At 42.4% G+C, this 22,113-nt stretch carries 19 protein-coding genes and 1 tRNA gene; 10 read left to right on the forward strand and 10 right to left on the reverse strand.

Annotated features, from left to right (window positions below; all coding sequences use genetic code 11):
* Positions 1–4: 4 nt before the first annotated feature.
* Positions 5–868 carry a M23 family metallopeptidase gene (locus BM156_RS02815; RefSeq protein WP_093918299.1) on the reverse strand — a complete coding sequence of 288 codons (864 nt, stop codon included), beginning with the start codon at positions 866–868 and terminating at the stop codon, positions 5–7.
* A gap of 210 nt (positions 869–1,078) precedes the next feature.
* Here BM156_RS02815 and BM156_RS02820 point away from each other — a divergent pair.
* The 3 genes from BM156_RS02820 to BM156_RS02830 all read left to right on the forward strand — a co-directional run bounded on the left by BM156_RS02820 (position 1,079) and on the right by BM156_RS02830 (position 2,520).
* Positions 1,079–1,151, forward strand: a tRNA-Met gene (locus BM156_RS02820).
* 52 nt (positions 1,152–1,203) lie between these two features.
* Positions 1,204–1,455, forward strand: coding sequence for a GIY-YIG nuclease family protein (locus tag BM156_RS02825; protein ID WP_093918300.1), 252 nt, complete (start codon positions 1,204–1,206; stop codon positions 1,453–1,455).
* A gap of 372 nt (positions 1,456–1,827) precedes the next feature.
* Complete coding sequence (locus tag BM156_RS02830; protein ID WP_093918301.1) at positions 1,828–2,520, forward strand: energy transducer TonB; 693 nt, start codon at positions 1,828–1,830, stop codon at positions 2,518–2,520.
* A gap of 204 nt (positions 2,521–2,724) precedes the next feature.
* Here BM156_RS02830 and BM156_RS02835 read toward each other — a convergent pair whose 3' ends face one another.
* The 7 genes from BM156_RS02835 to BM156_RS02865 are packed head-to-tail and all read right to left on the reverse strand — an operon-like array spanning position 2,725 to position 9,843.
* Positions 2,725–3,183: a hypothetical protein gene (locus BM156_RS02835; RefSeq protein WP_093918302.1), complete on the reverse strand. Its 459-nt coding sequence runs from the start codon at positions 3,181–3,183 to the stop codon at positions 2,725–2,727.
* A gap of 14 nt (positions 3,184–3,197) precedes the next feature.
* Complete coding sequence (locus BM156_RS02840) at positions 3,198–5,018, reverse strand: V-type ATP synthase subunit I (protein WP_093918303.1); 1,821 nt, start codon at positions 5,016–5,018, stop codon at positions 3,198–3,200.
* Positions 5,015–5,623 (reverse strand): V-type ATP synthase subunit D, encoded by a 609-nt coding sequence (locus BM156_RS02845; protein WP_093918304.1) that lies wholly within the window; start codon positions 5,621–5,623, stop codon positions 5,015–5,017. Before BM156_RS02845 ends, BM156_RS02840 begins: the two co-directional genes overlap by 4 nt.
* Positions 5,623–6,126 (reverse strand): DUF2764 family protein, encoded by a 504-nt coding sequence (locus BM156_RS02850; protein WP_093918305.1) that lies wholly within the window; start codon positions 6,124–6,126, stop codon positions 5,623–5,625. The genes BM156_RS02845 and BM156_RS02850 overlap by 1 nt, the downstream gene beginning before the upstream one ends.
* Positions 6,127–6,128: 2 nt before the next feature.
* A complete protein-coding gene (locus BM156_RS02855; RefSeq protein WP_093918306.1) occupies positions 6,129–6,734 on the reverse strand; it encodes a hypothetical protein in 606 nt (201 codons plus the stop codon).
* 26 nt (positions 6,735–6,760) lie between these two features.
* Positions 6,761–8,071, reverse strand: a complete 1,311-nt coding sequence (locus BM156_RS02860) for a V-type ATP synthase subunit B (protein ID WP_093918307.1) — start codon at positions 8,069–8,071, stop codon at positions 6,761–6,763.
* Positions 8,068–9,843 carry a V-type ATP synthase subunit A gene (locus BM156_RS02865; protein ID WP_093918308.1) on the reverse strand — a complete coding sequence of 592 codons (1,776 nt, stop codon included), beginning with the start codon at positions 9,841–9,843 and terminating at the stop codon, positions 8,068–8,070. Before BM156_RS02865 ends, BM156_RS02860 begins: the two co-directional genes overlap by 4 nt.
* A 626-nt stretch (positions 9,844–10,469) precedes the next feature.
* Here BM156_RS02865 and BM156_RS02875 point away from each other — a divergent pair.
* The 3 genes from BM156_RS02875 to trxA all read left to right on the forward strand — a co-directional run bounded on the left by BM156_RS02875 (position 10,470) and on the right by trxA (position 15,101).
* Positions 10,470–10,937: a regulatory protein RecX gene (locus tag BM156_RS02875; RefSeq protein ID WP_093918310.1), complete on the forward strand. Its 468-nt coding sequence runs from the start codon at positions 10,470–10,472 to the stop codon at positions 10,935–10,937.
* Between the two features lie 156 nt (positions 10,938–11,093).
* The gene (dnaE, locus tag BM156_RS02880; RefSeq protein ID WP_093918311.1) at positions 11,094–14,738 is read left to right on the forward strand and encodes a DNA polymerase III subunit alpha; all 3,645 of its coding nucleotides are present in this window, start codon (positions 11,094–11,096) and stop codon (positions 14,736–14,738) included.
* A 45-nt stretch (positions 14,739–14,783) separates the two neighbouring features.
* Positions 14,784–15,101 (forward strand): thioredoxin, encoded by a 318-nt coding sequence (trxA, locus tag BM156_RS02885; RefSeq protein WP_093918312.1) that lies wholly within the window; start codon positions 14,784–14,786, stop codon positions 15,099–15,101.
* A gap of 101 nt (positions 15,102–15,202) precedes the next feature.
* On the opposite strand, the gene BM156_RS02890 is transcribed toward trxA, so the two are convergent.
* The gene (locus BM156_RS02890; protein WP_093918313.1) at positions 15,203–15,808 is read right to left on the reverse strand and encodes a 30S ribosomal protein S16; all 606 of its coding nucleotides are present in this window, start codon (positions 15,806–15,808) and stop codon (positions 15,203–15,205) included.
* 194 nt (positions 15,809–16,002) lie between these two features.
* On the opposite strand from BM156_RS02890, the gene BM156_RS02895 reads away from it, so the two are divergent.
* From BM156_RS02895 to ppk1, 4 genes are all read left to right on the forward strand, one after another.
* Positions 16,003–16,725 carry a hypothetical protein gene (locus tag BM156_RS02895; protein ID WP_093918314.1) on the forward strand — a complete coding sequence of 241 codons (723 nt, stop codon included), beginning with the start codon at positions 16,003–16,005 and terminating at the stop codon, positions 16,723–16,725.
* A 112-nt stretch (positions 16,726–16,837) separates the two neighbouring features.
* Positions 16,838–17,927, forward strand: a protein-coding gene (gene prfB / locus BM156_RS02900; protein ID WP_139218193.1) for a peptide chain release factor 2 whose coding sequence is annotated in 2 segments (ribosomal slippage) — positions 16,838–16,900 and positions 16,902–17,927 — 1,089 coding nt in all. Because the reading frame shifts where the segments join, the coding sequence is not laid out codon by codon here.
* Entirely contained in the window at positions 17,917–18,522 is a 606-nt protein-coding gene (locus BM156_RS02905; RefSeq protein WP_212733390.1) for a GNAT family N-acetyltransferase, read from the forward strand. Before prfB ends, BM156_RS02905 begins: the two co-directional genes overlap by 11 nt.
* A gap of 61 nt (positions 18,523–18,583) precedes the next feature.
* Entirely contained in the window at positions 18,584–20,980 is a 2,397-nt protein-coding gene (gene ppk1 / locus BM156_RS02910) for a polyphosphate kinase 1 (protein ID WP_093918316.1), read from the forward strand.
* Positions 20,981–20,986: 6 nt separating this feature from the next.
* Here ppk1 and BM156_RS02915 read toward each other — a convergent pair whose 3' ends face one another.
* Positions 20,987–21,775: an outer membrane protein assembly factor BamD gene (locus tag BM156_RS02915; RefSeq protein WP_093918317.1), complete on the reverse strand. Its 789-nt coding sequence runs from the start codon at positions 21,773–21,775 to the stop codon at positions 20,987–20,989.
* Between the last annotated feature and the right edge of the window lie 338 nt (positions 21,776–22,113).

A 22,113-nucleotide genomic window follows, 5' to 3' on the forward strand; every position in this document is an offset into this window, starting at 1 on the left:
TGAGTTAAAAATCGATGTATTGTTCTGGATCGAGAGCAATGCCTCGGTGCCAAAGTTCAAAATGTAAATGGGGGCCGGTGGTAAGCTCTCCTGTGTTTCCCATAATTGCAATTGCTTCTCCTGCTTTTACGTGGTCTCCCACTTCTTTAAGGAGTTCGGCATTGTGCTTATATGCTGAAATCAGGTCGCTGGTATGTTGCAGGTAGATAATGTAGCCCGTATCAACGGTCCAGCCTGCAAAAATAACCGTACCATCCAGAACAGCTGAAATTCGTGAATTTGGAAGACCAACGACATCAACGGCAACATGATCTGTTTGCTTGTCAAACTTGTTGGTGATCATCCCTTTTAGGGGAACAAAAAAGTGAAGGTTAGAAATGTTGTTATTACCCGGCCGCTCTTTTTGAATGGACAAGTCCAGCTGTTCTTCTAAAATCTTTTGCTTGAAAATCGAATCGTGATTGTAGTGATTGATCTGCAGTGAATTTGAAGGAATGCTGGTGTCTGCAATAAAATCGGGCTCCTGGGGCACTTCTCCTTGGATTAGCGCTTTGATCTTTTCAAAGTAGTTATCTCTAACCTGAAGTTGTTTTTCCAAGGAATCGACAAGGATGGCATTCTGAACAATCATCTCCCGGACTTCTGCCGAGGGGTAACCAGGAATAAATTCCCGAATAGGGGTGTAGGCAATAATCAAAACGGTGGACAGGATCAATAGAAAGCCGCCCAGGCCTCCGATTGTGAGCACCTTAATGCGGGTGAGCTTCATGCTCCAAACCGTTTGATAGGTCGAATCATTGTAAATGATTAGCCGATAACGGTTTTTGAGTTTTTCAATGAGTTTCTTTTTTTGTTCCTTTTTTGCCATTTCCTGATTTTGCAGCAACAAAATTATAAACAATTCGATGAATGCCTATTGCCAAGCCTCGAAATTAAGACTTTTTAACGAGAGAGAAATAAATAAAAAAAGTGATAAAGATTTTGGATATCAAAAAATAGCTCTTATATTTGCAACCGCATTTGAGGCAGGAAGCCGAGAATGAACGTTCAAAAGATACTAAGATTAGTTAAGATATATTGCGGGATGGAGCAGTTGGTAGCTCGTTGGGCTCATAACCCAAAGGTCGTCAGTTCGAGTCTGGCTCCCGCTACAGAGAAGAAGGAGAATCAAGTTTTTGGTTCTCCTTTTTTATTTTTCAGCCTATGGTTTTTTATGTGTATGTTTTATATTCTGCTTCTTATGACAAGATTTATGTAGGAATGACTACCGATCTTGAAAAGCGAGTTTATGCGCACAATCATTTGCCCAAAGGTTGGACCAGACATTATCGACCATGGCGCTTGGTTCACCGTGAAGAGTTTCCAGATAAAAGCAGTGCATTGAAAAGAGAGAAAGAGTTAAAGTTGCATCAAGGGCGTGACTATATCCGCACAATAATATTAAGCTCCGAGTAGCTCGTTGGGCTCTTATCCGGCAGCTGCCGGACGTCAGTTCGAGTCTGGCTCCCGCTACAAGAAGAAGGAGAATCAAGTTATTGGTTCTCCTTCTTTATTTTCTGAATGTTGATCAGATCATATCAAGTATCGATTCGAAGGAATGTGAGCCCGCTGGATTAGGTTTGTTTTTCGAGCTAAAAGGAAACAAGGGATTCGTCTTATTCGTATATCCTATTGAAAATTAAGTTATTTTTCTGGAATTGTTTTCCACTCATGAACTGTGTTCATTTCTTCCCAAAAAGGAAAGACTTACTCCTGATATACTTGTCTAAGTTACGCTTTACGAAACGCTAAAATTGCTCGATTATCATTTTTAAAAAGCCAGAAATTATGGAAACCAAGAAGTATCCATATTGCGACTTAAATCGTTACCGAAATTTGTTTGTCGAGCTTGGGTTGGTGCTGGCTCTTGGGATTTGTTTTTTTGCATTTGAAGTAAAAACAAATGTTAAAAAAGTAGAAGGCATAGGAACAGTTGTTGTTCAGGATGTTGAGAACGAGATTATTCCCATTACCAGACAGGAGCAGGTAAAACCACCTGAACCACCCCCGCCTCCTAGGGTCGTTGAGGTGCTCAATATTGTTGAGGATGATGTTGAGATTGAAGACGAACTGGAAATTGAAGATACAGAAGCCGATGAGGAGACCGAGATTGATGTAGCTCCTGTTGTTGCGACTTATGAAACTGAAGAAAAGGAAGAAGAGACTCAGATCTTTTATATTGTGGAGGAAATGCCTGAGTTTCCTGGCGGGGAATTGGCTTTGCGTACGTTTATTGCCAAGGCAATAAAGTATCCTGTCGTTGCACAGGAAAATGGGATTCAGGGAAAGGTTTATGTCTCTTTTGTTGTTGGAAAAGATGGTCGTGTTTCAAATGCCAGGGTGATAAGAAGCATTGATCCAGCTTTAGATGAAGAAGCTTTGCGTGTGGTTAACAGCCTGCCGATTTGGAAACCGGGCCGGCAGCAGGGGAAGCCTGTTCGGGTAGCATTCAGTGTCCCGATAAGTTTTGTACTGCAGTAAGAGCCAACAAAAGCAGTGTATTAAAAGAGGGCAAGAATCGAAGTCGTGTCAAGGGCGTGATTGTGTCCGCACGATAATGATCATCTGCAGCATAGCTTGTTGGACTTTTATTCCGCAACTACAGTCTGGCTCCAGTAAAAGAGAAGAGGCTGTCCAAAAAAATGGGCAGCCTCTTCTTTATCGTCATATCCTGCAATTTCACCTCTATGCACTTGGAATAGCGCCCATTCCAAATACCATGGCTAACAGTGCCACTGTTTCAATAACACCCATAGCAGCAATGTACATACCGGCTCCTTGCTTGTCATCAACGGCTAAGTTAGAGCAAGCGGCAGCACCTGCACGTCCCTGCATAATGGCCGATGCAGCAATTGCAATACCAACGAATAGCGCAAAAACCATCTGGTTCATATAGCTATCGGGATTCAGGTTGGCACCAATAAGGCTGTTCATGAAAATCATACCATAAATTACCTGACTTAAAGGCATGCCCACCATTGCTAATGCCAAAGCGGGTAACTTCTTCTTATCTTTAATTGATTGTTTCCAAAGCCCCATGGCACCCATGGCTGCAATTCCGGTTCCGATTGCTGAACCTACTCCGGCGATTCCTAAAGCGATGGCATGGCCACCAAATCCGTTTACTACTGTCAATAATGTCATTGTATATAATTTTATTAGATTTTATTTATTTTAAAAGGGTTGTATTCACTACCCGAAAACTCAACATTGGCATGGCCTGAATATTCCAACATGTTTAATCGCACACCATGAACCAGTACTGCCATTGCGGCGAGTGCCATGTTTAGCGCATGGCCAAGAATAAGCACCACTACGGCAAGGGCTCCTGAGGCAATGGTGGTAATGCCATCTCCAATAGCCATATCATTAAAACTACTGGCCATCAGGACTGTTGACAAACCAACAGCGTATAAGCGAATGTATGAAATAACATCAGAAAAGCCATTAATCACATTCAAAGGCAAATTTCCTAAAGAAGATAATATTCCTTTCAGAAGAGGTTGACCGGGGCTTGAAAATAAGGCTACTAAGATGGCTCCTCCGATAAATAACCAAGGCATAAATTCGGGGGCAGGAATGGCCAATACCATTTTGTTCACCATAAAATAGAGTCCCCAAACAATGGCTACCCAGCCAACTTGGGCAATAACCAATACGGTATTGATGTATTTCAATCCTTTTTGAATATGACCGATGGATAAATGGACTGCACCGATCAAAAACATAAACTGTTGTATCCTCAGGTTATCGCCACCAAAACTAGCCAACTGACTAACTTGTAGTTGTTTTAAAAACGGAATATTGGCAAGGGTTTCTGCACCAAAATAGGTGCCAGTTAGAACTCCCCATAGCATGATGGATACCGAAAGTGTATAAAACAAGCCAAACTCAATCTTCTTGACAAAGCCGGACTTCCAGTGGGCTAGAAGAGTTAGAGCAAAAAAGATGAGTCCATAACCTGCGTCACCCACTAATATGCCGGTAAAGAAGGTAAAGAAGACCAAAAATATTTTTGATACATCAATCTCGTCATAGCCCGGCACCAGTCCCATGAAGTTCATAACAGGCTTAATTTTGTCTGTCCATTTGGGATTATGCAGCAAGGTGGGTACGGAATCATAATCATCAGGTTGAGGGTCGCTGACTACGTATCCCCATCCGTTTTTATCGGCCGCCTCGGTAACATCGCTTACTTTACTTTCGGGCACATAGCCTTCCCAGCAACGCACTTTTTCATGAAAAGCAATACCACCGTATTGCACTGTACGCACCTTTAAACGGCGTTTTCTTTCGTCTAGAGCGTTCTCTAGTAGTTCCCTTTGAGCACTCAGCTGAAGTAACAGTTGCTTGCCTGAGCTCAACTTAGCAGTCTTATCATTTAAAGCCTGCTCCACTTCTTTCTGCGAATTACCCGGAAGCTCTATGGGGTGATAGTTCAAAGCAGCTTCTTTATCTTCAGATAGCAGCACAACTTGGGCTACACGATTGGATTGACCTACGATCTGCACATTTTCTTGTGTGCGGATGTCTTTCAAATCCTTCTCAGGTATTTCGTAAAGCTTTAGGAAAATACCGTTGCTATTGATGATTTTAATGTCATCCAATGAGATATTCCCCCAGCTGTCGTACCACTGCTTATCTTTTGATAGTTCAGCGATTTGTTTCTGCAGCTCTTTATTGGTTCTATTGGTTTCAAGCACTCTTTCCAGCAAGGCAATTTCACCTCTCTCCTGATGGGTATAATCGTCAACTTTCACGGATGAAGTTGCATCTGTGTCATCACAATTATCCAATATAGAGATGGCTTTCTCCAGTTGTTCGATACGACTTTGAACGCGTTCAATCGATTCATCCTTAGCTGGCTGAAATGGAGATATATGCATTAAGCCCAATCGTCCAAGAGCCGTCAAGTCATCCTGCATGTCATTGGTCGGATGCGCCATAAAGAGCAGTGTCTTTTTCATTTTTGTAATCATACCATTGCTCCTTCCTTTTGACTGGTTTTAACCACTTTGGCCGTGGCAATCGTCAAGCGCTCGTCATCCTGCAGTTTCTGACCAATCTTACGAATGGCTGTTTTTGCATTTGGAATACGACGATTTTCAAACAGTTTAATTCGGGCACGAACATCCAGAAGCTCTTCTTCGAGCAAACGAATCTGCTCTTCCAAGCAATCAATTTCAGCCATCAATTGTAGCTGTTCTTTCATTAGCTCAATGGCATCGTCTACCCATAAGGGCGTATCGGCCTGGATAGGTTCCACCTTAAAATCCACTCCTTCGTACTGGTTGACGCGTACACCTGCCACATCAATATGCTTGGTGATAATCTTGTTAACCGAAATAAACGACGTAATATCTACGTGCGAGTCACTCATTACTGCTACCCAAGGCTCAGCTTTTTTGTTATTCTTTTCAATTACCTGTCGAATTTCCTCGATTCGCTCAGCAATTGTGTTAATTGTTGACATCAAGGACTTCTCCATAGCTTCGAACAAAGGCAGCATCCGCAGCGACACCTTCAGAATTTTCTTCTGTCGGGCACGTTCTGTTTTTGTATATTTTATTTTTACTCCTGCCATTATTCCTCCTCCTTTTTAGGTGGGTTAACCACCGACGCCAATACCTGTGAGCCACGCTCCTTATCAAAGGAATTCAACCGATCTAAAATCTGCAAACGCAATTTATAAACCATGACCTCTGTTAAGGTAAATGTTTTGCCGGCCACGATGGTGTCGAGTTCTTCCCATTGCCATCGCATGATTAGCTTTTCGCGCTCTAATGGATTGGCATTAACAACCGAAAGTGGAAGTCGCATTAAGCTGGGGGGTCGTCGTTGAGCTTTGGCCGATCGGAGTTCCGAGATATCATCCTTCATCTCCTCCAGCATCACGGCAATGTTTTTTAAACTCACCTTTCCTTCCGAATCGGTAGATTTATAAATATCCACCGGCTCGAGTTTTTTAAAGTGCTTTGCCGACAGTTGACTTTGGGCATCCTCGGTAAACTCATCCATGGTGATGGGCGGTACCTGTCCAAACTTCAGCGATGGCAAACTACACATTAAATAAACCAAGTTCGACATGATTAGCCCTCCTGGCTTTTGGTTATGCGTTCAACCAAGTCTTTATTTAGCAAAGTAAACATGGCTTGTTGTATGTCGCTATCGCTCAATACAAATTGCACTCCTTTATTCTCTTGTGATTGTACTACGATTTTGGCTTCGCTATTGGCCAATGGACGCAGCTCAACTTCGTCTTTTAATCCTGCTTTAGTGATAAAAGCTTCCATAGCCTTTAACGTTTCAGCAGGTATCGATACCGTTTTGTTGCCTTCGATTGATGCTACAACCGCTTGGGTCAGCTCTTGCAGGTATTGCTCTTGGGTGAATAAGCTTTCGCTCAAACCACCAAAAATTGATTCCATATATTTAAGAACTGCCACCTTGGTGGCTTCAAGCATATCGCGCGAAGCTTGCTTTAAGGCCATTTGTCCATTTCTTTCGGCTTGGCTGGCTTTGCTGTTTGCCTCTTCAATGATTGAACGCTTTTTAGCTTCAGCCGCCGAAATAATTTCTTCAGCCTGCTTTTTAGCCTCTTCAACAATGCGTTGTTTTTCAGCTTCTCCGGCATTAATGCCTTGTTCTTTCAGCTTCAGAACTATCCCTTCCAGGTTTTCGTTATTATTGTGCATTTTTTAACTTTTTAAAAGGTGACCGCTTAATTCTTATCCCAATACTCTTCAATCAGTTTTTTGCTGAGCCCCGTTTCGGTCGGATCGAAATGGCGCTTAAGAATGGCCCAACATTTATCCAGGGCTGCTTCCAGCTCAATCGGTTCACCAAATGGTTCTTCAATATTGTCGATAAAGTCGGTACGGTAACGCAATAGTTTTTGTGAGTAAGGATCGTTTGCTGCACCTACTTCTGACGCTTCATGCGCTTTTTCGGCATCGGCCAGCAGAGAGGCCATGGCAGTCATAATTGCGCGGTGATCGCTACGTGTTTTGCCATTCACTCCTTGTTTTAAACGCGAGAGTGAACGTGCTAACTTGAGTTTACCATTTTCAAGGAAAAACTGACCTTCGGTAATGTAGCCTGTGTTATCAGGTACCGGATCTTCCAGTGATTCCAGAGTTGTTGCACCAATAATGGTAATAGAGCCTGCTCCTTCAATATCGGCGGCTACCTCGTATCGTTTTGCCAGTTCAGAATACAATGAACCAGGATACCCTTGAAGAGAAGGAATCATATCTTGGTAATTGGCAACGTTACGTAAGATGTTTGACCAGTTGGTCATGTCGGTTAGCAGCACCAGTACATCTTTACCTTGGTCTCCAAATTCACGCGCTACGCTCAAGGCCACATCCGGTAACATCAAACCTTTAATCTGCGAGTCACCAGCCAAGTGGGTAAACATGATGGTTTTATCGATGTTACCCGATTGAGAGAGCTGATCTTTGAAATACTGGTACTCGTCAAACTTCAAACCAATACCGGCAAAAATGATGACATCAGCCTGAGCACCCTGCGCGATTTGTGAGAGCAAACGGTTGTAAGGCTCTGTAGGCCCGGCAAAAATTGGAATCTTTTGCGACTTTACCAATGTGTTGAATACATCAATCATTGGAATACCTGTCCATAAAGCTTGCTTAGGCACATTACGCACCGTTGGGTTTAGCGTATCTAAACGAGTGGATACCTCTTTCTCAAAAATTATCTCCGGGCCACCATCGGCTACTGCTCCGGAGCCATCGAAGCTACGCCCCAGCATTTTAGTAGAAAAACCTGCTGTTAACGGCACTTCGTGCATACGAATCTTGGTACGGGTGCTTAGGCCTGTAGTGCCATTGAATACCTGAAAACGTGTAGAATCTTCAGTAATGTTGATGGCTTTGGCGAATGACAAACTTTGACCCGATTCGGCTTCTAAAAGTTCCACTACGTGATTGAGTGCTACTCCGGGATTACCTTCAACCGAAATAAGAGCCTTGCCGACTTCGCTTATTTTATTTATTTCCTTCCTGATCATACGGCGTATTCCTCCTGTAAAATAAATTTATCAATTGCGTTTGGTAACTGAGCCAATTGTTCTTCGGTTGTCGCTGAGTAATTCCAGTCTTTCCACCATTGGCGCAGCTCATCAAACTTATGCTTGATCATCTCTTTCAACTGCTCATCATCCATGCCGTCAGCCTCAAAAGAAATATCGCTATCAATTAAATTTTGAACCGCTCGGTTGATAACCTCTAACCGCTCGGGACGAGTACAGGCATCTACCTTGTCAAAAGCATCCTGTTGCATCACGCAGAAGTCAATTGTTAATCCTTTCTGAAATTGGACATAATTGCTTACCGGCACTTTCTTCAAACCAATGGTACTGATCGTTTGATCGATATCATTCGCTTCATTAAGCGTACTTAGCATTTTTTGCCGATCTTTCCACGTTACAAAGCCGTCATAAACAGAAGTGGTATACACCAAAGGATCGATGGCCGGGTATTTCTTCGCATCGGCACGGTCTTGCGACAGTCCCCAGAAACCACCGGTCGAGTCCATTGTTGCTTGCGTTACGGGTTCCTGGAAGTTGCCACCGGCAGGCGATACAGTGCCAATAAAGGTCAATGAACCTTTAGTGCCTAAATCTTCACCGGCACGTTGGTACATCCCTTTAATCTGATCGGGAATGTCCATTGGAAAGGCTTCGGGACCAGGAATATCTCCCTGACGACCACTGCGTTCGCGTAAGGCTTGCGCCCAACGAGATGTTGAGTCGGCTAATAGCACAACCTTTTTGCCTTGGTAGCGGTAGTATTCTCCTACTGTTAGCGCAATAAATACGGAAGCCTCACGAGCCGCTACGGGCATCGAGCTGGTGTTACCGAAAATACACATACGCTTCATTAAAGACTCACCTGTCGTTGGGTCTTCCAACTCAGCAAATTCTTTAAATACCTCTACGGCCTCTCCGGCGCGCTCACCGCAGGCTGCCATGATAATGATATCTGCAACAGCATATTTACAAAGAGAGTGTTGTAGTACGGTTTTTCCTGCGCCGAAAGGGCCGGGGTTTCCTACTGTTCCGCCATAGCCTACTGGGGCTAATAAATCGATAACACGTGTGCCGGTTGAAATAGGATGCTTTGGTATCGATCGTTCCCTAAATGGAATAGGCGATTTTACAGGCTGACGAAAAGCCAGCTTCAGCTCGCGTTTATTACCTAATTCATCAACTACTACAGCCACTTGCTGAGTAATATTAACGGAACTCTTTTCGATGATGCTTTCCACTTTGCAAGGTCCAAAGCTAAATGGGACCAATATTTTATGATCCACCTTGCCTTCAGGGACCGAGCCAATGACATCACCGCCAGTAACTGTATCACCAACTTTGGCACTTGGCGTGAAATCCCATAATGCTTCCTCGTCTAAAGCTGGAGCATTCATGCCGGGCTTTAGATAAGCATCTTCTTCACTTAACTTGTACAAAGGGTTCTGAAGTCCATCCCAGACACTGGTTAAAAGCCCAGGTCCCAACAATACGGATAAAGGCGTACCTTTAAACACGACTTCATCCCCAATTTTGGCACCGGTTAAGTCTTCGAAAACCTGCATTTCTACAATACCTGCATCGGCATTTTTGGGATCAGGCAATATCTGCAAAACCTCCGCCTGGAGGAACTTTCCATCAACGGCAATTTCAGCAGTTTCACCCATTATCACATCATCGAAGAATCGGGCTTTCACCAACGAATCTTGGATGGAAATAAGGTTTCCTGTCCTCTTTTTATTGATATCGTTCATAGTTAATATATTAAAAGCAGCTGGGTATTCCCAGCTGACTCCCCGTTACAAATTTTAAAACAATGTAAACAACAGACAACTCCATTTTCATTAATTCCCAAAAAAGAAGGAATTGCCTTGAAAGTTTCTTTCAAAAAATCGAATGATGCTACTTTAAGCTCTATTCACTCTTTTCTCGTATGCTTTGCTGGTAAAACCTATGTGTTTAGTTTGCATCGTGTGAGTATTTTGGGCTGTCGTAGCTTTCTTTTTTTGGAAACCAAATATAAGTTTTTTGCATTTATTTCAGTTGAATGTTATATGAAATTAACTTTCTTTCATACAAAAGTTAAGATTGTAAATTAATTGTAGCTCTTTTAGTTCGCCCGGTTTGTATAGTCAATTAGGGCTATGGTTGGCAAGTCGGTTGCAATGGCTGCTTGATATTTATCAATGACAGGCTTGTTTGTGTCTTTGAGTGGAAGCAAAATGCAGGAGTGGTGGCTTGAAGGTTACTCGGTGGAGCATGGCGGAGTTAAAAGTAGCATGACGATGTGATTAGGAGTAGTGCTCAATCATAAAAGCAGGATCTTTTGCCTTTCGTGAATCGAGTTGTATCTTGTCGGCAAAATGGATGAAGATTAACCATGCAGAATCAGCAGCAAGAAGCTTTTCAGCGTGCGGCCAATTTGTGTAGTCGCTACGAAAAATGTTCAGGAGATATTTTTCAGAAACTTATTCAATGGGGATTGACAGAGGATGAGGCGTTTCCGGTTTTGGATGCACTGAAGGAAGAGAAATATATCGATGACGAACGGTTTGCCCGTAGCTTTGTGCGAGATAAATTTCGATTTAACAAATGGGGAAAGTTAAAAATAAGCAATCACTTGCGAGCGAAAAGAGTGGAGTCGCGATTGATTGATGAAGCCTTGACCGAAATTGATGAGTCGGATTATCAAGACTTGCTGGAACGCTTGCTAAAAGAAAAGAACAGAGGTTTAAAGGCTGGGAGTGAGCAAGAACGGAAAGCGAAGCTGTTTCGGTTTGCCCAGGGGAGAGGCTTTGAGGGGAATCTGATTTTTGAAGTCCTTAGCCAGTTGTTAGCTCGCGAGTAGGCGTTATGTCGCTCGTATTCTTTTCGATGGAGAACCCTTTTTCACTTATCATGTTTTTATTAACAGGGGTTTTTGTTGCCGGCTGAAAAACGTAATTTTATGCTGCTAAATTTTTCGGGGAAAGATGAAGTTGAAGATTGATAAAACGCATTGATAATGATACCTTTTACACATTTACACGTACACTCACAATATTCAATTCTGGACGGGGCTGCAAGCGTTAAAGGGCTTGTTGCTAAAGCGAAGGGAGATGGGATGAAGGCTTTGGCCTTAACCGACCACGGAATGATGTTCGGGATAAAAGAATTTTATGATGTTTGTAAGCGCGAGGGGGTAAAACCGATTTTGGGATGTGAGACTTATGTCGCCTCCCGGAATATCGAAGACAAAAAAGATAAAGTTGACCGTTCGGGGGAGCACCTCATTCTATTGGCTAAGAACCTGAAAGGTTATCGGAACCTGATAAAGCTGATTTCGATTGCCAGCAACGAAGGGTTTTATTATAAACCTCGTATCGATAAGAAGATTCTTGAAAAGTATAGTGAAGGCCTGGTGGTTTCTTCTGCTTGCCTTGGGGGAGAAGTTGCCCAAAAGATTATGAATAATGCCATCGAGGAGGCCGAGGAGACTATAGAGTGGTTTAAGTCGGTGTTTGGCGAAGATTATTACTTAGAGTTACAGCGACATAAGTCAGACGATCCGCAGCGAAATGAGGATGTTTATAAGAATCAGGTATTGGTTAACAAAGTAATTCTAGAGCTGGCTGAAAAACACCAGGTTAAAGTAATTGCGACCAACGATGTTCACTTTATCAATGAAGAAGATGCTGATGCGCATGACCTCCTGATTTGTTTGAATACAGGGAAAGATATTGATGATCCTAACCGGATGCGCTACACCAAACAGGAGTGGTTTAAAACAACTGCCGAAATGAATCAGTTGTTTGCCGATGTGCCGGAATCATTGGTTAACACGCAAGAGATTGCAGATAAGATTGAGGAGTATGAATTGAACTCTGCTCCCATTATGCCTTTCTTTCCAATTCCTGAAGAGTTTGGAACGGAAGAAGAATATAAGGGACGTTACATTGAAGAGGATTTAAAAGAAGAATTTAAGGATGGAGCTTTTGAGCGCTTAGGTGGCTATGATAAGGTGATCCGTATTAAGCTTGAAGCTGACTACCTGAGTCACCTGACTTTTGAAGGCGCGAAAGAAGATTATCGATATGGCGATCCCCTTCCGCAAGACATTGTTGAGCGTTTGGAGTTTGAGTTGAATACCATTAAAACGATGGGTTTTCCGGGCTACTTCCTGATTACGCAAGACTTTATCAACGCCGCTCGCGAAATGGGAGTGCTCGTAGGTCCCGGCCGTGGATCTGCTGCGGGAGCAGCAGTTTCTTACTGTGTTGGGATTACCAATATTGACCCGATTAAGCACGACTTACTATTTGAGCGTTTCTTAAACCCGGATCGTATTTCCATGCCCGATGTGGATATCGACTTCGATGATGACGGAAGGCAGTTGGTGTTGGATTGGGTGACCGAAAAGTACGGGCGGGATCGGGTTGCGCATATTTGTACGTTTGGAACTATGGCTACCAAGTTGGCCATTCGAGATGTGGCTCGTGTATTGAAGTTGCCGCTACCAGAGGCAGACCGCTTAGCTAAGCTAGTGCCTGAAGCTCCTAAAATGAGCTTTGTCAAGGCTTACAAGGAAAGCCCAGAACTTAAGCGAGAAAAGAACTCAGATATTCCGCTGGTGGCCGATACGCTCAAATTCGCTGAGACGCTTGAAGGGTCGGTTCGGCAAACAGGGGTGCATGCCTGCGGGGTATTGATTGGCCGTGATCCTTTGGATGAGCATGTTCCATTGATGCCAACCAAAGAAGAAGAACTTTATACGACGCAATATGATGGTCGTTTTGTAGAGGATATTGGCTTGCTGAAGATGGACTTCCTGGGGCTTAAAACCTTGTCAATCATCAAGGAAGCTCTTGAGAATATTCGCTTGTCCAGAGGTTTGGAAGTTGATATTGACGCTATTCCGGGCGATGATGACAAAACATTTGAGCTTTTTAGCCGAGGAGATACCACTGCCATCTTCCAGTTTGAATCTCCGGGGATGAAGAAGCACCTCCGGAATCTGAAACCCAACCGTTTTGAGGACTTGGTGGCGATGAACGCTTTATATCGCCCTGGGCCAATGGAATATATTCCGGATTATATTGATCGTAAACATGGGCGCAAGAAAGTAGAGTATGATCATCCGATGATGGAGAAGTACCTGAAGGACACTTATGGAATTACGGTTTTCCAGGAGCAGGTGATGTTACTCTCGCGGCACTTGGCTAATTTTACCCGAGGTGACTCGGACTCGCTGCGTAAGGCCATGGGGAAAAAGATTATAGCGATGATGGATAAGCTTAAAGTGAAGTTTATCGATGGCTGTAAGGCTAACCCCAAATTTATTGAAGGCTGCGAGCAGGTCAGGAAAGAGCCGGATGTGCTGATTGAGAAAATCTGGAAAGACTGGGAGGCTTTTGCTTCTTATGCATTTAACAAGTCGCACTCGGTTTGCTATGCACACATTGCTTATCAAACAGGTTACCTGAAAGCACACTTTCCTGCCGAGTTTATGGCGGCTAACATGAGCCGAAATTTGAGTAATATTGTTGATATTACCAAGTTGATGGAGGAGTCCAAGCGAATGGGAATCAATGTTCTTGGACCTGATGTGAATGAGAGTTTCTTGAAGTTCATGGTAAACAAGGAAGGTGATGTTCGTTTTGGAATGGCTGCCATCAAAGGGGTTGGAGCAGGAGCTGTTACCGATATTGTTAAGGCACGTGAATCCGGTTTGTTTACTTCTGTTTTTGATTTTGTAGAGCGGGTTAACCTGCATTCGGTTAATAAAAAGAATATTGAAGCTTTGGCGATGGCTGGAGCGTTTGACAGTTTTGGTACGATAAAACGAGCGCAATTTTTTGCCTCTGTTGTAGAGAATGAACCCACCTTTATTGAGCGGCTCATTCGGTATGGGCACCAGATGCAGCTGGAAAGTAATAATGCGCAGCAATCTTTGTTTGGCGAGGTAATGTCGGCCCAAGCTGTAAAAACACCTGATATCCCTGGATCTCCAGAGTGGCCTAAAATTGTTTTGCTAGAAAAGGAAAAGGCCTTGATTGGAATTTACTTGTCTTCGCATCCGCTGGACGAATACAAATTGGAGGTGGAGAACTTCACAAGTCGGGAATTTTCCTTAAAAGATCTGAATAATAATATTGAAGCTTTGCGTGGGCGTGAGCTTACGTTTGCGGGCATGGTGACGGAAAGTCGGGAGGCGATTGGTAAAACCGGGAAGCACTTTAGTACCATGACCTTGTCGGACTACATGGACTCGCATACATTTTTCTTTTTTGGGAAGAACTATGTCGAGTTTTCCAAATACTGTAAAAATGGACTTTTCTTAATGATTAAAGGGCAGGTTCAGCCTCGGTTTAATTCCGATCAATTGGAGTTTAAAATTAGAAGTATTGAACTATTGTCCGAAGTTCGGAAGAATAATGTTAAGTCGGTAACGCTTCAAATGTCGATCAATGCGGTAACCCCCGAATTGATTCAGGAGATTGAAAGTATGAGCCTTAAGAATAAGGGAAAGGCCTTGCTTCGATTTAATGTTTGGGATAAGGAAACAAAAAGTATGGTTAGCCTGTTTTCAAGAAATACTCGCGTCGAAATGACACATGAGTTAGAGAACTTTTTAAGAGATCACGACTTGCTGACTTTTAAAATTAATTAGTTTTGCAAGCAAGCAATTGAATAATACTTAAAACAATATTGAATTATGGCACAAGAAGTAAATGATGCAAACTTTGAGGAAGTGGTTTTGCAATCAGACAAACCCGTTTTAGTTGACTTTTGGGCAGAATGGTGTGGTCCTTGCCGGATGGTAGCTCCTGTTGTTGAGGAATTATCTCAGGACTACGAAGGTAAGTTGTTGGTTACAAAAGTAGATGTTGACAGCAACCCGGAAACAGCGATGAAATTCGGTATTCGGAATATTCCAACAATTTTGTTTATCAAAGGCGGAGAAGTAGTTGATAAGCACGTTGGAGCAGCTCCAAAAGCCGCATTAGCTGAGAAAATTGATGCTTTGCTCTAAGCAAGAACATAAGAAATTAAGACAGAAAAAGGGCTGAACAATTATTGTTCAGCCCTTTCTATTTCTTTGCTGTTCTATTTCAACAATAGAACGGAGAATGCTTATTCAGCTTTTTTCTCTTCTTCGTCAGCTTTTGGTTCTTCGGCTGCAGGTGCTTCAGCTGCTGGAGTTTCCTCAGTAGCTTCTGCTTCTTCAGCTGGAGCTTCTTCCTCTTCAGGAGCGTTGGCTGCTTCAGCTTCAGCTGCTAATTCAGCATTGCGCTTTGCAATAGCTTCTGCACGGTCGGCATTCACTTTTGCTTCTGCTTCAAGCATTTGTGCTTTTACAGTTTCTTCATCTTTTGACAAACGATCTTTCTTCGCTTGAATCTTCGCTTCTTTATCAGCTAACCAAGCTTCGAAACGACGTTCAGCTTCTGCTTCGTCAAAAGCACCTTTTGCAACACCTCCAAGTAGGTGTTTCTTGTACAATACTCCTTTGTAAGATAAAATAGCTCTTACAGTGTCTGTTGGTTGTGCACCTTTTGTAAGCCAGTCTAAAGCTTTATCAAAATCAAGATCGATCGTAGCAGGATTTGTGTTTGGGTTATAAGATCCAATCCTTTCAATAAAACGACCATCTCGTGGTGCCCTGCTATCAGCTACCACAATGTGGTAGAAAGCGTAACGTTTGCGACCATGTCGCTGCAATCTGATTTTTGCTGGCATTTGATTTTAATTTAAATTGATAAAACAATTCTAAAATTGTGGCGCAAAGATATATTTTTATTTTTGAAATGGAGCTATGCCTCAGCGAGTTTTAGATGAAAATGAAAAAAAATAGAAAATGTCCGCAACCTTTTTGAACTTTGTTCATCTTCATTCAGTAGTTAAGAACAAAAATAAATAGAAATTTGAAGACTATGAGAAAAATTGTCACACTTGCACTAGCTGCAGGTTTTTTGGGACTAGTGTCCTGCGAATCAGAAGATATTGCATTTGATCCTTATGCAGATGCATTCATCGTTACAAAAACAGTAGAAAACGAAGGTCAGGTAGATACATTGTACGGTTTAGCATTGCATGCATTTGGTAATAAAGCGATGACGAGTGTTGATGTAAAATTGACCAATGATGCAGAGGCTTCTTTCGCTTTGGAGCCTTATTTTAACAACTCATACGATTTCTACTATGAAACACCAGAAGCTGAGTTTACATCAGAAAAACCAGTATTGGGTGATTACAATTTCACCGTACTTGCTGAGTCAGGCGAAGAGGCAGAACTAAGCGATAAGTTGTTTGAAGATGCTATTTATCCAACAGATTTGATTGAAGCTTCGTACGATGAAGAAAAAGAAGAAACAACACTTACTTGGAATGAAATTGAAGATGCCGATTATTTCGTTATTAAAGTGTATGACGAAGAGGACAAGCTAGTTTTCAGCCCAAGCAGAGCTATTGGTGAAGGTGATATGACAGAATATTCTTTCAAAGCTAGCACAGCTGGTTGGCTAAATGGAACGATTCCTGCTGTTGGAAAAAATTTCCGTGTAGAGTTGGATGCTTACATGTATGAGAGCGGTCAACAAGGAATTAATTTGCAGACAAAAGCAATCAATGAAATTTCAATTATTTGGGGAGAATAATCACCGAATATGTGAATTTAAGAACGGGTATCTATCTTGAGGTGGGTGCCCGTTTTTTTATTGATTAATTCCGGTGTTTTGCTACTTTTGTGAACAACTAAAATGAAGAATTATGATTCAGAATGAGCAGCTAAAAGAGCTTGCAGAGCGCCGGGATGCGCTGAGGAGGCATCTTTGACTACGATTCAAAGAAACTACAATTACAAGAAGAAGAATTAAAAACACAAGATCCGGAATTTTGGAATAACCCGAAGGAAGCTGAGAAGCAAATGCGGGTGATTCGTTCAATAAAAGTGTGGATTGAAGGTTTTGATAAAGTTAATCAGGCCGTTGATGATCTACAGGTGCTGTATGAATTTTTCGAGGCTGAAGAGGCAACCGAAGAAGAAATTGATGTGCAGTACGAAAAAACCTTGGGCTATATCGAAGACTTGGAAACCCGAAATATGCTTCGGAAAGAAGAAGACAAACTGGGAGCTATTTTGCGGATAAATGCAGGAGCCGGGGGAACCGAGAGTAATGATTGGGCAGACATGCTCATGCGTATGTATATACGCTGGGGCGAAAAGTCAGGCTATAAAGTTAAAGTTGCCGAGTTTCATGCTGGCGATGAGGCTGGTGTGAAAAGCTGCACCATTGAGTTCGAAGGCGACTATGCCTATGGTTACCTCAAAAGCGAAAATGGTGTTCATCGTTTGGTTCGTTTGTCGCCTTTCAATGCGCAAAACAAACGAATGACTTCCTTCACCTCTGTTTTTATTGCTCCTTTGGTTGATGATTCAATTGAAATTGAAATTAGTCCTTCAGACATTACCTGGGATACTTTCCGTTCGGGAGGAGCAGGAGGACAAAATGTGAACAAGGTAGAAACAGGGGTGAGGTTGAGGCATGCTCCTACAGGTATTACCATTGAAAATACCGAAAGCCGTTCGCAGTTAGCCAATAAAGAAAATGCCATGCGTTTGCTGAAATCTCAGTTGTATGAGCTGGAGCTTCGTAAACGCCGCGAAACGGAAATGCAAGTGGAGTCGCAGAAGAAGAAAATTGAGTGGGGATCGCAAATTCGTTCGTATGTGCTGCAGCCATATAAAATGGTGAAGGATGTACGCACCAGCTACGAAACAGGGAATGTTCAAGCTGTTTTAGATGGTGAAATTGATGGATTTATGAAAGCCTACTTGATGGAATTCAGTGGAAAATAAATGTTGCATACGCATAGCCAAGCTGGAAGATGCTCCAGAAATTCTGGAGATCTATAAGCCCTTTATTACCGATACCGCTGTTACTTTTGAAGAAGAAGTGCCAACGGTCGAGGAGTTAAAAAATCGGATCGAAGCCATTTTGCTTCAGGATCCGTTTTTGGTTTGCGAGTATAAGGGGCAGGTGGTTGGTTATGCGTATGCTTCCAGTTATCGTAGTCGTGCCGCTTACCGCTGGAATAGGGAAACTTCGGTATACATTCATCCCCAGTTCCGAAGAAAAAATATTGCCCGACACCTTTACAACACATTAATTGGTATTGCAAAAATGCAGGGATATGTCCAACTTTATGGTGTGATAACCCTGCCTAACCCCGGAAGTGTAGCTCTTCACGAGGCTTTTGGATTTAAGCAGCTAACGGTTTATCACAAGGTTGGCTTTAAGCTTGAGCGATGGCATGATGTTGGCTGGTGGATGCTGACATTGGAAGACAACCTCCTGAAAAAACCGGCTGACCCCATTCCTTTCTCAAGTATCAGAAAGAAGGATCAAATTGCTCTCTTATTGGAAGAAAGCTGGTTTGAGTTAGAAATTTGAGAATAGGGCATTAAACATTTCGATGTTTAGCAGCCTTATTACTTAATAGAAACCAATGATCATGAAAAAAATCAACCCTTTTATTAATCGCGAAATGAGTTGGCTTTCTTTCAATGCCCGAGTATTGCAAGAAGCCGAGGATCCATCAGTGCCTCTGTTTGAGCGGATCCGTTTTGTAGGTATTTTTTCGAATAACCTCGATGAGTTTTTTAGGGTGCGGGTTGCATCGGTGCGCAGGATGGTTGATTTTGAGGATGATGAAACCTTAATCGGTGGAATAAAAGCCGATGCTTTGCATGAGCAGATCATGGAAACAGTGGTTGATCATCAGCGAAGATCACAAGAGATCTTTCGTAAAATCATGAAGGAAATGGAGCGCGAGAACATTTTTATGGTCGATGAAAAAGACCTGGCTCCCGAGCAAATTGTTTTTGTGAAAAATTACTTCAAGGAGAAGGTGCTTCCTAATCTGATTCCCATTATGTTAAGCAAGGAGCATAAATTTCCTTACCTCCGAGATCGTTCCGTTTATCTGGCTATTAAGCTCTCGATGAAAGATCGTCCTGAGAAATTTGCTTACGCCTTAATTCGGGTGCCAAACATTTCGGTGCCACGCTTTTTGGTGCTTCCCGAGAAAGACGGTAAAAAGTATGTCATGATGCTTGATGATGTGATTCGTTACAGTTTACCGGATATTTTTCCACTTTTTAATTACGACCATTTCGAAGCTTACACCGTTAAGGTGACGCGCGATGCCGAGCTTGATATTGATGACGACATTTCGAAAAGCTTTGTTGAAAAAATGGAAGCTAGCTTGAAAAGACGCAAGGTGGGAACGCCGGTGCGCTTGTTGTACGATAAAGAAATTCCGGAAGACTTGCTTGGGTTTATCATTAAAAAAATGAAACTCGATCCGGATAATCAGGTACCGGGAGGAAAATATCATAATCACAAGGATTTTATGGATTTTCCAGAGATTGGGCAACCGCATCACTATTACAAGCGCCTGACGCCAATCCGACACAAGGAATTGAAGCAGCATGAGAGTATCCTGAAAAAACTGAGGCGAAAGGACATCATGTTGCACTATCCGTACCAGAGTTTTAGTCATTTCCTGGATTTGCTTCGCGAGGCAGCAATTGATCCGAAGGTGAAAGAGATTGGAATAACGATTTATCGTGTTGCCAATGCCTCACGGGTGGTGAATGCCTTGCTAAATGCCATACGGAATGGCAAGAAAGTGACGGTCGTAATTGAACTGCAGGCGCGTTTTGATGAGGAGGCAAACATTTATTGGTCCAATAAGTTGCAGGATGAAGGAGCTCACGTGATCAATGGAATTCCTGGATTGAAGGTTCACAGTAAGCTGGCATGGATTAAGCGGAAAGAAAAAAATTCGCTGCGTAATTATGCTTACGTTGGAACCGGAAACTTTCATGAGGGGACAGCCCGTGTTTATGGCGATGATGGTTTGTTGACAGCAGATCCGCGCATTGCTGACGAGGTTGCTAAGCTCTTTAGCTTTTTCAAGCAAACGTATCGGGTTGCCACATACAAGCATCTGATTGTAAGTCCATTTTCGATGCGCAGTTTCTTTGAAGAGATGATTAATCGGGAAATTGCTATCGCAAAATCGGGAAGACGTGGCTATATGTTGCTTAAAATGAACAGTCTGATTGATCCCGATATGATGAATAAGATTTACGAAGCAGCTCGGGCAGGTGTGAAAATACGATTGATTGTCCGGGGGATCTTTGGACTGAAAACAGAAATGGAAGGTGTGCGTGAAAACATTGAAGCGATTAGTATCGTTGATAAATACCTGGAGCACTCTCGGATTTTTCTGTTTGGAAATGGGGGCGACGATCGGATTTTTATTTCTTCAGCCGACTGGATGCCACGTAACCTGAATCGTCGGATTGAAGTGGCTTGTCCTATTTATAATGAAGACCTTAAAGCAGAGTTACGCGAGATGCTCAAAATTCAACTTCAAGACAATACCAAGTCTCGGATTTTGGATAATGAGCTTTCCAATACGTATAATCGTCAACATTTAGATAAGCGCTTCAGGTCGCAAGAAGATTATTATCAATACATAAAAGAAAAACATCAGCTCACAATGAAAATTTATCATAATCCAAGATGTTCAAAAAGCCGTGCCGGCTTGAAATACCTGGAAGAAAACGGGTATAAAATCGATGTCAAAAATTACCTGAAAGATGGAATCACACCTGATGAAATCAAAGAGATCATGAAGAAGACAGGCATGCCAGCCATTGATCTGGTTCGCACCCACGAAGATTTGTACAAGAAAGAATACAAAGGCAAGGAGTTAAGTGATGACGAGTGGGTTGAAATTTTGGCAGCCCAACCGAAATTGCTACAACGCCCGATTGTAATCAATGGCAAAAAGGGAATTCTAGCTCAGCCCCCTGAGCAGATTGAAAAAATTCGATAATTAAGATTAACCAACTTTAGACTGGAGCGACTGTATTTCACGCTCCAGTTTTGTTTTGCGCTTCAGGGCCTTGGAGAGTTCCAGTGCATCTTTCATTGCCTGCTTGTCGTATTCTTCGAGAATGATATAGTAATAACGTGAACCCAGAAATACGGCTTTCAGGTTTCGGTCAGCATGGTCGGCAATAAACTGAATGACTCCATTGTCAGCTCCTTCCCGGTAGGTTACTTTTTCCCAACGAGTGTCCATAAAATCGCTTCGGTGATTCAGAACATTATCCAATGGCACCTTCTTGGTTTTAGCTTGAATGTCGTTATCGTAAACCCGAAGTCCGGTGTGCTCCAACCATTTGTCACCATAGTAGTTACTTGAAATGTATAATTCGCCTCGTTCATCTAAATGAATTTGAATGAATGACTTGTTCCAGCGACGCTTGAATTGTTGACGTTTATGAACGTATTGCGTATAACGATCAAACTCTGTTTTCTCTCTAACAAATTTGCTTTCAAGTTCTTCTAAGGTTACTTTTAAACTGTCCATTTCGTCTTGCTTCTTGTAAAGCAAATCGGCATAAATTTTCTTTTTAAATTGATTGGCATCAACCATTACCTGGATTGCTCCTTTGTATTTTTTCTGAATGGTGTCAACCTGCTGTAAGGCTTGGGTGGTGTCTCCCATTTCATACAAATTTTTAGCAAGTGCCAGCTTTTCGGCAGCCAACTCTTTTTCAGACTTGCCACAAGCAAAAACGGTAGCCGCAAGCACAACAATCAAGAAAATTCTGGTTACAGTCATGGACAGATGCATTTTTATAGGTTCCTTCTCAAATCAATTGCCAAAGAAAATTAATAAATATCAGGATGGAAACAAATTCAGTTGCTTTTTTTCGGAATCTAGCCTAATCTTTTTAATGCAAAATGCCCGGAAAAGGTAACCCTTCAGGAAAGTATTGTGACTTCCTTAACGGTATTTAATGCTTTAATTGACTGTTATTTGAAATAAGCGATTTAAAGAGGTGCGTTTAAGTTCCAATTGGAATAATTCAGCCTTGTTTTGTTTTTTTATGTGTTCGATTGTGTTTTTTCGGCTTCAAGGTATTCGTGCCGAATCTGTCGGTGGTCCCGTAATATACA

It is taken from the genome of Sunxiuqinia elliptica, from assembly GCF_900113005.1.
GTDB classification, from domain to species: Bacteria; Bacteroidota; Bacteroidia; order Bacteroidales; family Prolixibacteraceae; genus Sunxiuqinia; species Sunxiuqinia elliptica.